The 15,189-nt window shown below is 46.1% G+C and carries 13 protein-coding genes; 5 read left to right on the top strand and 8 right to left on the bottom strand.

The annotated features are described in order from the left end of the window. Positions 1–19 precede the first annotated feature (19 nt). The 3 genes from RIH33_RS16130 to RIH33_RS16120 form a co-directional block, all read right to left on the bottom strand. Positions 20–1,510, bottom strand: a complete 1,491-nt coding sequence (locus tag RIH33_RS16130; RefSeq protein WP_406654913.1) for an aminopeptidase P family protein — start codon at positions 1,508–1,510, stop codon at positions 20–22. Between the two features lie 87 nt (positions 1,511–1,597). Next, positions 1,598–3,250 carry a M1 family metallopeptidase gene (locus tag RIH33_RS16125; protein ID WP_406654912.1) on the bottom strand — a complete coding sequence of 551 codons (1,653 nt, stop codon included), beginning with the start codon at positions 3,248–3,250 and terminating at the stop codon, positions 1,598–1,600. Between the two features lie 90 nt (positions 3,251–3,340). Further along, the gene (locus RIH33_RS16120) at positions 3,341–3,889 is read right to left on the bottom strand and encodes a sulfotransferase family protein (protein WP_406654974.1); all 549 of its coding nucleotides are present in this window, start codon (positions 3,887–3,889) and stop codon (positions 3,341–3,343) included. Between the two features lie 71 nt (positions 3,890–3,960). Between RIH33_RS16120 and RIH33_RS16115 the strand changes: the two genes are divergently transcribed. Both RIH33_RS16115 and RIH33_RS16110 read left to right on the top strand, forming a co-directional pair. Continuing rightward, positions 3,961–4,680: a hypothetical protein gene (locus tag RIH33_RS16115; protein WP_406654911.1), complete on the top strand. Its 720-nt coding sequence runs from the start codon at positions 3,961–3,963 to the stop codon at positions 4,678–4,680. Next, entirely contained in the window at positions 4,677–5,810 is a 1,134-nt protein-coding gene (locus RIH33_RS16110) for a hypothetical protein (RefSeq protein ID WP_406654910.1), read from the top strand. Before RIH33_RS16115 ends, RIH33_RS16110 begins: the two co-directional genes overlap by 4 nt. Here the strand turns inward: RIH33_RS16110 and RIH33_RS16105 are convergent. From RIH33_RS16105 to RIH33_RS16085, 5 genes are all read right to left on the bottom strand, one after another. Then, positions 5,797–6,594, bottom strand: a complete 798-nt coding sequence (locus RIH33_RS16105) for a class I SAM-dependent methyltransferase (RefSeq protein ID WP_406654909.1) — start codon at positions 6,592–6,594, stop codon at positions 5,797–5,799. The two genes, RIH33_RS16110 and RIH33_RS16105, sit on opposite strands and share 14 nt — an antisense overlap. Further along, complete coding sequence (locus RIH33_RS16100; protein WP_406654908.1) at positions 6,584–8,056, bottom strand: B12-binding domain-containing radical SAM protein; 1,473 nt, start codon at positions 8,054–8,056, stop codon at positions 6,584–6,586. Before RIH33_RS16100 ends, RIH33_RS16105 begins: the two co-directional genes overlap by 11 nt. A gap of 3 nt (positions 8,057–8,059) precedes the next feature. Then, positions 8,060–9,100, bottom strand: a complete 1,041-nt coding sequence (locus RIH33_RS16095; RefSeq protein WP_406654907.1) for a hypothetical protein — start codon at positions 9,098–9,100, stop codon at positions 8,060–8,062. 224 nt (positions 9,101–9,324) lie between these two features. Then, positions 9,325–9,564: a 50S ribosomal protein L28 gene (gene rpmB, locus RIH33_RS16090; RefSeq protein ID WP_159582662.1), complete on the bottom strand. Its 240-nt coding sequence runs from the start codon at positions 9,562–9,564 to the stop codon at positions 9,325–9,327. Positions 9,565–9,631: 67 nt separating this feature from the next. After that, positions 9,632–9,787, bottom strand: a complete 156-nt coding sequence (locus RIH33_RS16085; protein WP_406654906.1) for a DUF5522 domain-containing protein — start codon at positions 9,785–9,787, stop codon at positions 9,632–9,634. A 71-nt stretch (positions 9,788–9,858) separates the two neighbouring features. Here RIH33_RS16085 and rocD point away from each other — a divergent pair, with 71 nt between their 5' ends. The 3 genes from rocD (at position 9,859) to RIH33_RS16070 (ending at position 15,125) form a co-directional block, all read left to right on the top strand. Beyond that, a complete protein-coding gene (gene rocD / locus RIH33_RS16080) occupies positions 9,859–11,148 on the top strand; it encodes an ornithine--oxo-acid transaminase (RefSeq protein ID WP_406654905.1) in 1,290 nt (429 codons plus the stop codon). 120 nt (positions 11,149–11,268) lie between these two features. Then, complete coding sequence (locus RIH33_RS16075; RefSeq protein ID WP_406654904.1) at positions 11,269–13,083, top strand: ATP-binding protein; 1,815 nt, start codon at positions 11,269–11,271, stop codon at positions 13,081–13,083. A 53-nt stretch (positions 13,084–13,136) separates the two neighbouring features. Beyond that, positions 13,137–15,125, top strand: coding sequence for a tetratricopeptide repeat protein (locus RIH33_RS16070; protein WP_406654903.1), 1,989 nt, complete (start codon positions 13,137–13,139; stop codon positions 15,123–15,125). The last annotated feature ends 64 nt before the right edge of the window (positions 15,126–15,189 follow it).

Below are 15,189 nucleotides of genomic sequence, written 5' to 3'. Positions count from 1 at the left end.
GAAAATCTAATTGGGCAACTTATTCATCTTCCAAAGCAGGTAAAATAAAATTATCCAATGGACTGCTCTCTTTCATCAACGCCTCTATCTCTTCACTTTTTCGTGGCGCCAGATCCGACAGAAGCTCACAACCCTCCTTGGTGATCAGAAAATCATCCTCGATGCGTACTGGAATGCCCCACCATTTTTCATCACAAGGACTGCCCTCGGGGATGTAAATTCCCGGCTCAATGGTGATGACCATATTCTCTTTCAGCTCGGCATAATCCCCCTTGTCATGCACATCCAGCCCAATGTGGTGGCAGCACCCATGAGGGTAATACCTGTTTCTTCCTGTTTCCGGATTGATCATATCTTCTTCGTCGGTACTGGCATATAAACCCAGCTCTACCAGGCCTTCATTCACCACTTTGGCCGTAGCGGCATATACGTCCTTGAAAGTAGCTCCCGGCTTGCACGCGGCCCGGCCTGCCTCCTGAGCTTCATAGACCAGGTCGTAGATCAATTTCTGCTCTTTGGTAAATTTTCCATTCACAGGAATGGTGCGGGTCACATCGGCCGTATAGCCGTGGTACTCAGCGCCAAGGTCCATCAGTATGAGTTCACCGTCCTCAATCGCAGGTTTATAGTTGTCAATATAGTGCAGCACACAACCATTGTGTCCGGCACCCACAATGCTCGGGTATCCCTCAAACTCTGCCTGGTACTTTTTGAAAACGAACTCATGTAACCCCTGAATTTCCTGCTCAGACATTCCGGGCTTCATGGCCTTCATGACTTCCCGCTGACCCATGGTAGAGATGTCCACCGCCTTTCTGATCAGACTTAACTCCTCTTTGGTTTTGATGCCCCTGAGGCTTCTCATCAGCCCATCCAGGGACTTGGTGTCCAGATTGCTCACCTGAGGCTCAGCACTAATCGCCATAGCGTCCTCGCCATAGTTTGCTTTCTCCTTGAACGCGGCGATCAGGTCAAACAGGTCCGCCTCCTCCTGGGTATCCCGCACGTCTTCTTTGAAATCATAGAAGAGTACTTTATCAAACTTTGAAAAATCGATGTTGAAATCCTGAAAATCCGGTCCTTCAAAGGCCAGTTCAAATTTCAACTTGTCCACGGCACCTTCTTTGCCCAGCCTTGCGCCATCATAGAGCTCTTTCAGGGCATCGTGCCTGCGCACAAATATCAACTCATCGAAGGCATAGTCAGTCACCACCTGTTCATCCTTGAAAATCAAAAGCACGGCATGGGGCTCCCTGTGCCCTGTGAGGTAATAAAAGTCAGGGTCCTGGTGGTACATATAATCCACATCGTTGGCCCTATTCCGCACAGGATTGGCAAAAAAAACAGCCACAGAGTTCTCAGGCATCTTTTCCCTTAGCAAACCCCTTCTCTCCTGATGAAATTCTGTAGAAAGAAAATCATCCGGAAGCTGAGTAGCTTTTTGTCCAAAAGAAAGGAAGGAAATGCCGGTGAGTAAAACGGCAATAATGCTTTTAAGTACCATATTCATGCAAGTTTCGTTCGGGGGCAATTTATCCGTATCAGATCAATAAACCTTTTGAAGTTATTTGAATGGTAACTTTTGTATACGGACTGACTATTTGGCGCCAGTGGTGAAAACCGGATAGATGTAATAATTGGAATCCACCTTCAAAAGAGCCGGATCCTCCACGGAGATTTTTTCCTGATCCCTGAAGTTCCATCTTGTGGTTGGAGTAATGGTATAGGACTCATCACCCACATTAATCCTTACCGGCATGTCAAACCCTTCGATGCAGTTGGTCCAGCGATACAGCAGGTTTCCCTCATAGGTAAAGTATTCCAACACCGGCACTCTGGGATCGCGCAGGTACTGATCGAAAAAGCTGGTCAGGTCAAGTCCGCTTTTTTCTGAAATATAGCCTTCTACATCTGCAGTAGTAACCGTCTGATGATAAAAGGTCTCATTCAACCCTCTGAGGATTTCTCTCCATTTCGTGTCGTCGTTCACCCACTGACGGAGTGTATGGAGCACGTTTGACCCTTTGTTGTACAAGTCCGCACCACGGCCATTTACGCCATAAGGCCCGATCATGGGCTCCTCATTGCCAATACCGTAGCGCATACCCCGAACATATGCCGCCCCGGCTTCCTTGCCATAGTGGTAGTCCACAAAGAGTCCTTCCGAGTAGGTCGTAAAACTCTCATGAATCCACATGTCAGCAGCATCCTTGTAAGTGATGTTATTGGCGAACCACTCATGACCCGATTCGTGGATGATGATGTAGTCCCATTTCAGGCCCCAGCCAGTCAGACTCAGGTCTCGCCCACGATATCCCAGCTCATAGCCGTTGCCGTAGGTCACTGAACTCTGATGCTCCATGCCCAGATAAGGCACCTCCACCAGCTTGTAGCTATCTTCATAAAATGGATAGGGTCCAAACCAATATTCCAGCGCTTCCATAGTGCGTCTGGCATCCTGAAAATGGGTCTTCGCTTTGTCTAGATTGTATGAAAGCACGTAGTAGATCATGTCCAGGTTTCCCTTTTCCCCGTCGTACTTTTCTTCAAATTTCACATAGTCCCCCACATTCAGGTTGACACCATAGCTATTGATGGGGTTGGTTACTTGCCAGGTGAATGTACGGGTACCTTTTCCCTTTTTCACTTTAATTAGTCGACCATTTCCAACGGCAGTAAGGTCTTTGGGCACTGTGAAATTCATGGTAACGCCATTGTCTGGCTCATCCGCCGGGTGGTCCTTGCAGGGCCACCAGATACTGGCACCAATTCCCTGATTGGAAGTGGCAATAAAGGGTTTACCATTTTCGTCTTTGTTCCATGTGAATCCCCCATCCCATGGAGGCCTCCTGGCTACCACCGGGGTACCGGCAAACCGGATGGTGAGTTTCTGAATGCTGCCCACTGGCTGGTCCTCGACCAAAGAGACAAAATGTGCATCTCCTTCATGTCGCACGTCCAATAGCTGATCTCCTTGCTTTGCTTCAGTGATCTCCATAGGGGCCTGCAAGTCTATTTGCAATTCTGTAGCCGCTGACACCACCTTGTAAGTGATCACATTGAATCCTTCGATAGATCGGGCCGCAGTATCAATACTCACACTCAGGTCATAATGCTGCAAATCCCACCAGGCACGCTCCGCTGTGATGGATCCACGCAAGGTGTCCTGCCGTGTAAAAACCTTCTGGGCAAAGCCAGCTGTGCTGAGGAATAAAACAAGTAATAGGGTGAAGGACTTGGATGGGTTCATAGTTGTATAATTTGGGGCACTAAAATATCAAAAACTTCTGAAGTACGGCAGCCACAAATAAAGAAAGCCCAATCCCGCACCGTGATCACATTAATTTCGGGCAATTGAGGGGTTTGCGTGTGGAAAGGATACATCTGGAACTGGCTTGCCCAGGAAGGGACAAAACTCACTCCAGCCCCCTCCTTTGGTAAAATCAACCACCAGCAAGTCTTCCTGCCGCATCCTAAAATAATCAAAAACACCTTGATGATATGCAACATATTTAGCTGCAAAGAGGTCACGATTATAAATAGATGTATCATAAAAATGCGTGTGGATTTCATCTCCTACTTGTCTCAGGTCGCGCGACATTTTTGGCAACTTTCGAAGGAATAACCATTCTACACTTTCCAGCCAACTCTCCAGAGGTCGGGTGGTCATCACAAATCGACTACCCGGACATTTTTGATCTAATTCACGGTAAATCAGTGGAATTGGATTATCCATGAAGGCATCATGTTTTGTGAGAATGGGATGATGTATGTCATAAAATAGAGGAATGCCATGTGGCGCAGGATGAAAACCCAGCACGGTCAGAGCTTGAAACAATGAGGTAGTCCCGGTTCTTTGTAGCCCAATGCCAAATATTTTCCCTCCCAATATCAGATCATTCAAGTGAATTGCTAAATGACTTTTGTATATTATTCATTAATCTATAACAAAATATAGCCATGACTGCCGACAATCCCATATTGAATCCGGAAGAGTTTATCCAATGGAAAAAATCTATGGGCCAGGTCAAAATGACTGTAGTCCCCAGGCGGGTTATATTTATTCCTGAGTCTCTTCATTCCAGAAGAATCAAATGGTCAGGCAGCTCTCTGAAAGGGGTAGGTGCCTGCCTAACCTGTACAAGTAAGGAAACGGGCACTTATGTAGCTTCCAAATGGGGTGTTGGTGCTCCGGCTCTTCTATCGGTTTCCGAACTTCTCCGGGGCCTGGGAGCCACACATTTTGTCCTTTTGGGATTTGCGGGACATCTTAACTCCCCCTCATCTCCAAACCGGGTATACTATGCCTCAAGTGCTCATAGTGAGGTAGGTACTTCTTTTCATTATGCCCCGGAGGGGGAGCTACTCTTCCAGCCAACCACTGATCTGGTCAAATTGGCCACTGAGGAGTTATCCCTGAAAGGTGCTAAATTGATCTCCACTGATGCGCCTTTTCGAGAAACCCTTAGTAAATATACCCATTGGAAATCCCTCGGCGCAGAAATGATCGACATGGAAATAGCAGCCCTATACAGTTTCGCCGCTTTCTATCAACTCAGTGCAATTGGCATAGTTGCCGGAGCTGATTACATAACGCCCTCTGGATGGCGACCCCCCGAGTCACTTGCACAATCTGTAAGTAACCTCAAGAGTATATTACATAAATTACTGGCAACATGAGTCTTCCTGCTATAGTAATCAATGCCTACAATCGACCAAAATCACTGAACAGGTTGCTATGTAGCCTGGATCAGGCGGATATAGTAGAAGGAGTTCAACTGGTCATTTCACTCGAAGGGGAATCCGATCCGGAGGTAGTGACGCTGGCAGAAAATTACCATTGGACTTACGGAAAGAAAAGGATCATCCGACATTCATCCAAATTAGGACTTATTCAACACTTCCTGGCTTGTGGTGATCTTACGGAAGAATATGAGTGCATCATTTACCTGGAAGATGATCTGTTCGTGGGGCCGGGTTTTTATCAATATTCCTGTGCCGTTTTGACTGAGTATGGAGGTGATCCGTCCCTGGCCGGATTTAGCCTTAATAGCCTCTGGTTTAACGGCTATTTGCATTTACCCTTCGTCCCGATCAATGATGGCGGCCTGACATTCTTTTTGCAGGTGCCCTGGTACCAAGGTCAGGTATACACTTACGCTCAATGGACGGCTTTCAAAGGTTGGCTGAAAAACTTCAGGTCCCCTGATTCGGATTTTCCGATGCACCACCTTTTGAAAGACTTTAAGTACTCGGATGACTGGTTTCCGATCAAAACACAATTTCTCATTGAAACAAACAAATACTATTGCTTTCCCCGCGTATCCCACTGTGTTAATTTTGGAGACTCCGGCACCCATTTCAAAAACAAATCCGGCTACTTTCAGACCGAACTAGCTCAGGGGTATCTTCCCGGCCCTTTTCTGTCCACTGACAGAGCCCTGGCCGTCTACGATTCTTACTTTGAAATTTTACCAGAAAAACTCAAGCAATTAAACCATGCGCTTGAGCCTTACGATTTCGAAACTGACTTATACGGCACGAAAGACCTCTCCCTGATCCAAAAAACCTTTGTCCTCACCTCGCAGCTTCACAAGCATTCGGATGATTTAGGTTTTGGACTGGAAATGCGTCCTCATGAACTGAATATTGCCTATCAGATTTCTGGGAGACATTTCGTCATGACAGAAAACAAGAACAGAAAAGTCAGGAATCCCTTTTTGAAGCAATTCGCCTATTTTTTCAGACACAAATTGACCCTGAAGAGAAGAATAAAACTCACACTCCAAAATCTTATTAGGATTTGGTAAAGGATAGAATATAATAGTCTCCAATGCGGTTAAATATGGGCCAGCGACATATTTTTCGGTCTAAAAATATCAAAGCCCTGTAAACCCTGGGTAATTTCGACGGGAAGTTTCGCATGAAGCTTGGTGGAACCAACACGCACAAACCCATCAAATCAATCTCAGTGGCACCTAAGGTTTTCACGTGATCTCTTAAAGAGAAGGGATCGTGATACCAACAACTAAAATACTCTCCTTCAATGTGAGCTGATGATGCTGACCTAAATTTCCTCCTGAAGGCCACCTTCCAATTGGCTTTGAGTACATGAAGTTTTTCCCATAGGGAAAAGGGTGGCATGATCACCAATGTAGCCTGACCGCCGCCGCAAAGTTTCTCATGTAACCTGGATACAACCTCAGCAATATTGGGGATGCAGTTGAGCCCGCCAAAATTACTATATACATAATCATACTCCGACTTCAGGGTATCCAATTCGTCAAAGCCCATCCGCTTAAATGTCACACGGTCAGAAAGTCCCGCGCTTGTAATTTTTGCTTGTGCCTTTTCCACCATGGGCGCACTGATGTCGCCAGCCAATACCCGAAAACCCCGCTGCCCAAAGAAAATAGCATCCGTGCCAGTGCCAGCATTAACCTCCAACATTTTGCTGCCTGCAACAGCTCTATTCATGACATGGTTCCTGATGATCTCTCGCATGTAATTCACGATGGGGTTGCTATCGTAAATCTGATCAAAAATCTTTGACTGTTTGCCAAAAGCCTTCGCCACTATGTCTTCATTCTTCATGGTCAGTGATTGGACTTCTGGAAAGGTACTGAATAGCTACCCACTTATAAAGGCACAAAGGGAGGTAAATCACCGCCTTAGCCACGGACTTAATCATGGAAAGATCGGGAAATACAGGATGAGTAAGTAATGACCAAATCGTATTCCTTCCCTTTTGAATATGGTAGATGAGATGTGTATATCTATGTAGCGTCCTGTAAAATATGGGAGAATAGGTATTACTAAACATCATGTCCAAATCAGAAGAGTCCACCCAATTGTGCTTAGTATCAGCGTCCTTCATTACTTTGTTGTAAAACCCGGTCCCGGGCAGTGGGTAAGAAACCGAAATTCCTAAACGATCAGGCATAAGTCTCTTTATTAAGTGGAGAGTCTTTTTGATATCATTCATAGTCTCCCCCAGATAGCCATATTGAATAAAAAATCCCACTTTCACTCCTTTCGCCTTCAGCATCTTTGAGGCGGTCTCAATTTGGTGAAGTGTAGTGCCCTTCTCCATATCGTCCAGGATCTTCTGGGAACCGGATTCGGCACCAATCCATACCTCGTCAAGCCCCGATTTCACCAGATTGTCAATGGTATTTTCCTTGAGCAGGAGATCAGCCCGCGACTGAATCTTATATCGGATTTTCAGCTGTCGTGCTTCCAATTCCTCTCCAAACGCTTCAACCCAACCAGGCTTTAATCCAAAAATATCATCGCACATCCAAAAATGCTCAACCTGATGATGTTTCAGGTGCAATTCGATCTCATCAACCACATAAGTCGGAGATCGGGAGTTGTATCGGTTGCCGTAGATAGGTTTGGCACACCAGTTGCATTTGTAGGGGCATCCCCTTGTTGTGGCAATGTTTAAATAAAATGGCTGACGGCCCCGGCTCCATTCCTTCCGATAAGAATTGATGTCTACCAAGTCCCATGCCGGCAAGGGCAATTCGTCAAGAACCGTCATGATAGGCCTAGGCTGGTTCAGTATGGTTTTTTTTCCTGCCCTATAGGCAATACCGGGCTGCTCTTCAAAAGTGTCGCCATGTTTCAGTAGCTCAAGTAAGGTCATTTCCGGCTCACCCCTTATTACTACATCGGCTCCATGGTCAAGGTATTTTTCATAGTGGTCTGTGGCATCCGAGCTGGCGGTGATCACTCTGGCTCCGTACCTTCGCCCATACTCCTGCATGCGAAAGGCAGCAGATCTCATGGTAGTCAGGCACATCTTGGTGAGGTAGTTGAAGCCATCATCCACCAATACCAGAAAATCCGGAGCAAAACTCTCCAGGTGTTGTTGGATTTCTTCCGGCGAATTCTTCAACCCCACATCAAACAGACCCACCTCAAACCCATTTTCTCTGAGCAACGCAGCAGCAGTGATGGTCATAAGTGGCGGAAAAGGCTGATGCATCTTCCATTGCTTCTGGTCGTACTTATAGAAATAAGAATGAGTTAGGAGTACTCGCTCAGCCATCTGTCAGTCATATTTGGTGTAAATTCTCAAAGTATTTCTCAATTCCTTTGGGCTGCGAGCTATAGCCGAAAAATCATAATCGACTGATTTGATTTTCTCTGTCAAATCATCCTTGAATAAAATCTCCATCATGTAGTCCTCCTGATAGGCCGGAAAATTTCTGTCCATATTTTTCTTAAACTTTTCTACCACCAGTAGCTGGTATCCCCCCTGCGCCGTTGATTTCCGGCTCAGATTGTAAGCCCTCCAGGGATCAAACTTGAGCTTAAGGTCTCTAAATGGACCAAGCGAAAAATTCTTAACACATCGAAGCAGAGTAAAGAAACCAAAAAGTAGAACACCTAATACTGAAAACCCAACAGGCTCATTGCGAACCTGACCATTTACTGCCTTGGCCCGGAGTTCCGGAAAGAATTCCCAGGACCATTTATTGGTTTCCAACAATGAAGTATATACCCCTTTGTCAACAATAGGGCGCATATTTCGCAACTCATGAGCAGTATAGAAGTTCTGATTATAAACAAGCAAATCAGACTCCTCCATAATGTAATTAAGGCATAGCGGAAGGTTCACGAATCGGAAGTAGAAATTTCTCAAAATGGCCGCCAGCAATATCACAAGCCAAACAGTATTTTGCCGGGCTATCAGAAATAAATCCACATCCACTTTACTCACACTGTTTTCGGCCGGATTACCGGCCGCCAGTGAACCACTCACTCCCACAAACTTAATGATTGGCAGACTGGCCAAATATTGAATTTGCTTCATTCGGCGATCAAGAAGATACCCCGAAAGGCGCTCCTTATCTGCTTTCATTTCCAACTTCTCCTTCAAGTCTGTCACGGCAACATAGGTGGAGTTCTTCACAATCAAACCTTCCCGCTCCAGCTCTTCGAGCTCCTTATCCACCTGCGCTCGATTAGAAGTTCCTATTTTGGCACATAAATCTGAGATGGACAATGCATCATTAAACACGGAAGCATAGTTGATAAAGTAAACTATGCGATGCTTTAGAGAGAGGTGATCCCAGTGGTTTTTTGACACATCAGGTGGGGATTAGTGAATATTTGTCCCAATCGTGTGATCGAGAGTCAACTAAATATAATCAACTCACCTCGAAATCGCACGTCACCAATTATAATTAATCTGGGAAAAGGCATGACCCGGCCAGTAATTGGACATCCGGGAATCGTTTTTGAAGCCTATAAACCAACAAAAGCCCAACCGAATGGCAGGGCTTTGAATATCTATTTGGAAAAATCCGAAGATTAAAGAGAAGTAGTCCCTTTAGCTCTGGCTTTTTTGATCTCAGCGTAAATTCCGTTTTTGTTGATCGTTCTCAACATGGAAGTAGCGACACTAATAGTGATCCACTTATCTTCCTCAGGAATATAGAATCTCTTTTTCTGAAGATTTGGATTGAATCTTCTTTTTACCTTATTGTTAGCATGAGAAACATTATTTCCCACTCTTGGTCTCTTTCCTGAAATTTCACAAACTTTTGACATGATTTACCGGCTTTTTGAAAACGGACTGCAAATATCGCAAGAAAGTTCTAATAAGCAAACCCAGCCCTCATTTTCTTTTAAAGTCGTAAGGGCAATGTCTGCACCCGCTCTTGCAGCAATATCCTCGCTTCAGGTGGTACTTCTCAGTGAATACCATAAATCCCTCCCTGGTAAAGTAATAATCCTCTTCTGCTAATCCTTTGGACTGGTTTCGCTGTGACATCTTCAGACTAAATAGTACTTTTGGAAACTTCTATTTGAAGCGTTTGTTTACATAGTTAATCCAAAAAATATATGACAACATCAACTTCCAAAAAAAACAGCCAGGAATATATAAACCTTGAGAATCAACATGGAGCGCACAACTACCACCCCCTACCGGTTGTGCTGTCCAGAGGAGAAGGTGTATACGTCTGGGACGTCTCCGGCAAGCGATATTATGATTTCCTCTCAGCTTACTCGGCTGTGAACCAGGGCCACTGTCACCCCAGAATTGTGGAAACCCTGAAACAGCAGGCCGAAACCCTCACCCTCACCAGCAGGGCTTTTTACAATGATGTTCTGGGCCCGTTTGAAAAATACATTACCGAATACTTTGGCTTTGATAAAGTACTCCCGATGAACACTGGGGCAGAGGCCGTAGAAACAGCCATTAAAATCTGTAGAAAATGGGGTTATGAGAAAAAAAGAGTAGAAGAAAACAAAGGCCAGATTGTAGTCTTTGATCAAAATTTCCACGGTCGTACGACCACCATTATTTCATTCTCCTCGGACGCAGATGCCAAAAGGAATTTTGGCCCTTACACCCATGGTTTTATCAAAGTCACCTACAATGACCTGGATGCTTTGCGAGAAGTTTTCGAAGACAACAAAAATATTGTGGGGGTCCTGGTCGAGCCTATTCAGGGTGAAGCCGGAGTAATGGTGCCCAGCGACACGTTCCTGGAAAATGTGGCCAAAATCTGCAAGGAAAACAATGCGCTGTTCATGGCTGACGAGATCCAAACCGGCATAGGCCGCACCGGTAGCTTGTTGGCCGTCTGTGGCAACTGTACCTGTAGCGGCCATTGTGAACGTCAAAAAACCTACATCAAACCAGACCTGCTAATCCTCGGAAAGGCACTTTCTGGTGGCGGATATCCGGTTTCTGCGGTCCTTGCAGATAATCCTGTCATGGAGGTGATCACACCCGGCACCCATGGATCTACATTTGGTGGAAACCCTCTGGGTGCCAAGGTAGCCATGACCGCCCTGGAGGTAATCCGGGATGAGAAGCTCACTCAAAATGCGAGAAAACTGGGTAAAGTCTTTAGAACACGGATTGAAAAACTGATTGAAAAAACAGACCTGATCTGCCTGGTGCGGGGCAAAGGCCTGCTGAACGCCATTGTGATCAACGATCATCCGGACAGTAGCACGGCATGGGACATCTGCGTAGCCCTGAGCGAAAATGGTCTGTTGGCCAAGCCTACTCACGGAAACATCATACGCTTTGCACCTCCACTGGTAATGGACGAGGAGCAACTGCACGAGTGCTGTGACATCATAGAAAAAACCATTCTTAATTTCGAGCAAAAGGCCTAGCCTTACGAGAGACAAAGATTCAAAGCGAATGACGAAAGTGGTTCGCTTTTTTTATTACCGCTTCATGGGTTTCCTGAAAGGTGTATGAATGCTTAAATTAGCTGGAAACAGCCTTGCCAAATGAAAAAGCTAATCATCCTCCTGTGTGTGGTGCTCATCGGGTGTGAGTTTACAGAAGACCCCGTAGGCCCCACGCTGCCGGAATCAGTATCTGCGCTTGCTTTTGTGGACTCGATCAACCAGTATTTTTACAAACTCCACAGCCAGAATTTTGAGAATGCCAAAACACAAACCGAAATCGCCATTGCGATAAGCCGGAAAAATACCTGGCCGGACAAAGAAGCCCTGGCTTTGAAAAATTATGGCGTGGTGCTATACATGCAAGGCAACTATGAGCCTGCACAGGCTGCCTTTCTTCGCTCCTACGACCTTTACGACTCCCTTTCCAATAAAAGTGGCCTGGCCAGAGTGTGCAACGAGATGGGTGCCTTTTACAGAAAACACGGCTATGAGGAGAAAGCCATGAACCTGTGGAACCAGGCCGAAGAACTGGCAAAAGAGGCCAATGATCTGGAAGCACTCGGCACCACCTATGGCATGAAAGGCACCTTTTACTGGCTGAAAAAGGAGTACGAGCGATCCGATACTTATTACTTTCAAACCTATGACATCCGCGTGCAGCAACGTGATAGCGTGGGATTGGGGTATGTGCTGGTGGACCTGGCAGACATGGAGCAGCGCAAGGGAAATCTGGAAGGAGCCCTCAGCTACCTGGAGCAATCCAACGCGATCAGGAGACTTATTGGTGATGATCAGGGTGTCACGGACAACCATAAAATGATCGGTGATCTTTACATGAATGTAAAATCCTACACCAGGGCAATCCCCTTTTACCAACAATGTGCACAGGAATGTCTGGCACTTGGTTACCCTGACCTGGCGCGAAAATCCTACGACTCTCTGGCCAGTGCCTATTCGCTCACCGGAGATTACCAGCAGGCCTTCCGCCATCATGTAATGGCCGAGGACCTTGAAGACAGCTTGTTCAACCTGGAAAAAACCAGAACCATTGATGAGCTCCGCACCAAATATGAAACTGCTCAAAAAGAAAAGGAGCTGGCGCAGAAAGACCTGACCATTCAACGGCGCAATCTTCTGACGGCCAGTTTGGGTGTAGGACTCGTGCTCTTGATCATACTCGGCGCGCAGCGCATGCAACGCCAAAAACTGATACATCAAAACGAATTGTCACTGGAAAAAAACCGGTTCAAAGAAGCCCAGATCGAAGCGGCCATTTCTTCACAGGAAAAGGAGCGCACCCGGTTTGCGCAGGATCTGCATGATGGCTTTGGCCAGATGATCTCTATCCTTAATCTGAACCTGAAGTCCCTGGAAAATGAAAATCACGATCGGCATGAGGTATTCCGTGAGTCCGCCAAATTGCTGGAAGACATGTACCAGGAGCTCAAAGGCATTTGTTTTAATCTCATGCCCCAAACCCTCATCAAAAGTGGAATCGTGGCAGCTGTCAAGGAGTTTGCCTCCCGGGTAAACAACACCGGCAAAATCGCTCTGGAAACCGACTTTTTTGGATTGGAGAAACGGCTCACTGAAGTGCAGGAAATCTCCCTTTACAGAATCACACAGGAATGGATCAACAACATTCTCAAATACAGTGATGCTGATCAGGTAAACATTCAGATCACCACCGACCAGCAGGAAATCACCCTGATGATAGAAGACAATGGAAGTGGGTTTGATGCGGATGTACTCCGATCGGGTTCCGGCAATGGCTGGCGAAATATGACCTCCAGAGCCAACCTCATTAAAGGGGAGCTCGAACTAGACACTACCCCGGGACTCAGGGGCAATACGCTGATCATAAATGCACCGGTACAGTTCCTATCTCACCACCAAAATGAAGTATTAGTTTAGGAGTTTGTTAAATTTAACATCGACTAACACCACCTGCCTGAATTAACTAGATTATGAAATTTCCCCTTTTCCTCCTCGCACTGCTTTTACTTGCTGGTAAAATCGTTGCCCAACCACAGTTTGATCAACTGAATGCCGACAGCTTGAAACTGATCCTCTCCAATGCGCCGGACGACACCAGCAAAGTCAATACTGCCCTGCTCTTACATGACAAATACCGACTGTCAGATTTTACTCAGGCCGCCCAATACGCTCAAACTGCCTATGAGCTTTCTAAAAAAATTCAGTGGAATAAGGGGATAGCCTTGTCCGCCAACAACCATGCCGTGGCATTAAGCCTTACGGGCAAGGGAGATGAAGCCGTACCACTGCTTCATGAGTCCATCCGTCATGCAAGGTTGGCCGGAGACACCTCCACTGTAGCCAATTGCTACATGACATTAGGAAACATCGAGTATGACCAAACCAACTATAGCGAGGCCTTGCCTTATTACTTCAAGTGCTTTGAAACTTATCAATCCATCGACAACTATGCCGGTATGTCCAGCGCGCTGATCTGGATTGGGATCATTTATCAGTATGCTCAGGAGGATTACACCCAGGCAATCAACACCTACAATGAAGCGATGATCTATGCCGACATGGGCAAGGCCAATCTCAATAAAGGGTATATCGCTTCAAACCTGGCTACCATCTACTACAACCAGGAGCAGTACGACTCGGCCATCACCTATTACCAAAAAGGGCTTGAGATCAAAATGAAATATAATGATTCAAGGGGTATTGCCAATGGCTACAATAACATCGCCAATTGCTATTTTGACATGAAAAGATATCCGGAAGCCCTGGAGCTATACAACCGCTCCCTGGAAATCAGAAGTGAGCTTTTAGATAGTACAGGCATTGCCACTTCGTTTGTCAATATTGGTAAAACCTATGCCGAAATGGGTGATAACCAAAAGGCCATAGACCTGATGGTACGGGGCCAGGAAATTGCCAGCCGGATTGGCTATAAAGAAGCTATTCAGGAGTCCTATTTGCGCATCAGTGAGTTAGAAGAATCCAACAGAAACTATCAGGCCGCACTGGATAACTATAAACGCTACAAGGAACTGTCTGATGTCATTTTCAATACATCGCGGGAAGAAATCATTTCAGACCTGAAGACCAAATACGAAACCGAAAAAAAAGAGCAGCAAATTGTTCTTCAAAGCGCGGAAATCGCTGAGCAAAAGGCAGAGAATCAGAGGAACCTGGCCCTGATTGTTGGCCTGGTTGCCGTGATCACGCTCCTGACGATTGTCCTCCTGCTCCTCAGAAGCAGAACCAGAAAGAAGCATGCACTTTTGATCAAAGAGGGGCAAATCAAACTGCGGGAAACACAGATAGAGGCGGCTATTTCCTCACAGGAAAGTGAGCGCTCACGATTTGCCAAAGATCTTCACGACGGGTTTGGTCAGATGATTTCTATTCTCAACCTCAACCTGAAATCACTGGAAAGTGAAAATCGTGACCGTCACCAGGTTTTTGAAGAATCTGCCAAAGTGCTCGAAGAAATGTATCAGGAGCTGAAAGGCATTTGCTTCAACCTGATGCCCCAAACTTTGATCAAAAGTGGAATTTCTGCAGCGATCCAGGAGTTTGCAGCGCGGGTTAATACCACAGGTAAGGTCTCCCTGGAAACAGACTTTTTTGGGCTGGAAAGCCGACTGACCGAAGTACAGGAAATATCCCTTTACCGCATCACTCAGGAGTGGGTGAATAACATCCTCAAATACAGTGATGCCGACAGGGTGAGCATACAAATCACTAAAGATCAGGAGGAAATCACCCTGATGATAGAAGACAATGGATCGGGATTTGATCGGGAGCAGCTCATCTCCGGCAAGGGCAATGGGTGGCGAAACATGAACTCCCGTGCCAATCTGATCAAAGGTGAGTTGGAACTGGACACCACCCCGGGCATGAATGGCAACACCCTGATCGTGAATGTTCCGGTGGGTGAGCAAGTTCAGGAGTCCGCCACTTCCATACTATCCTGAGATACGGAGAAACGGAGTTACTTTCTGATGAAAGAATCCCGCGCTTAATATGGGGTACCCTGAG

The organism is Marinoscillum sp. (assembly GCF_040222955.1).
GTDB lineage: Bacteria > Bacteroidota > Bacteroidia > Cytophagales > Cyclobacteriaceae > Marinoscillum.
This window is presented reverse-complemented; position numbering and strand designations above follow the sequence as displayed.

Excerpts from the sequence above, each read along its gene's own strand:
- RIH33_RS16130 (WP_406654913.1), bottom strand. The coding sequence starts at position 1,510 with ATGAATATGGTACTTAAAAGCATTATTGCCGTTTTACTCACCGGCATT.
- RIH33_RS16125 (WP_406654912.1), bottom strand. The coding sequence starts at position 3,250 with ATGAACCCATCCAAGTCCTTCACCCTATTACTTGTTTTATTCCTCAGC.
- RIH33_RS16115 (WP_406654911.1), top strand. The coding sequence starts at position 3,961 with ATGACTGCCGACAATCCCATATTGAATCCGGAAGAGTTTATCCAATGG.
- RIH33_RS16110 (WP_406654910.1), top strand. The coding sequence starts at position 4,677 with ATGAGTCTTCCTGCTATAGTAATCAATGCCTACAATCGACCAAAATCA.
- RIH33_RS16105 (WP_406654909.1), bottom strand. The coding sequence starts at position 6,594 with ATGAAGAATGAAGACATAGTGGCGAAGGCTTTTGGCAAACAGTCAAAG.
- RIH33_RS16100 (WP_406654908.1), bottom strand. The coding sequence starts at position 8,056 with ATGGCTGAGCGAGTACTCCTAACTCATTCTTATTTCTATAAGTACGAC.
- rpmB (WP_159582662.1), bottom strand. The coding sequence starts at position 9,564 with ATGTCAAAAGTTTGTGAAATTTCAGGAAAGAGACCAAGAGTGGGAAAT.
- RIH33_RS16085 (WP_406654906.1), bottom strand. The coding sequence starts at position 9,787 with ATGTCACAGCGAAACCAGTCCAAAGGATTAGCAGAAGAGGATTATTAC.
- rocD (WP_406654905.1), top strand. The coding sequence starts at position 9,859 with ATGACAACATCAACTTCCAAAAAAAACAGCCAGGAATATATAAACCTT.
- RIH33_RS16075 (WP_406654904.1), top strand. The coding sequence starts at position 11,269 with ATGAAAAAGCTAATCATCCTCCTGTGTGTGGTGCTCATCGGGTGTGAG.
- RIH33_RS16070 (WP_406654903.1), top strand. The coding sequence starts at position 13,137 with ATGAAATTTCCCCTTTTCCTCCTCGCACTGCTTTTACTTGCTGGTAAA.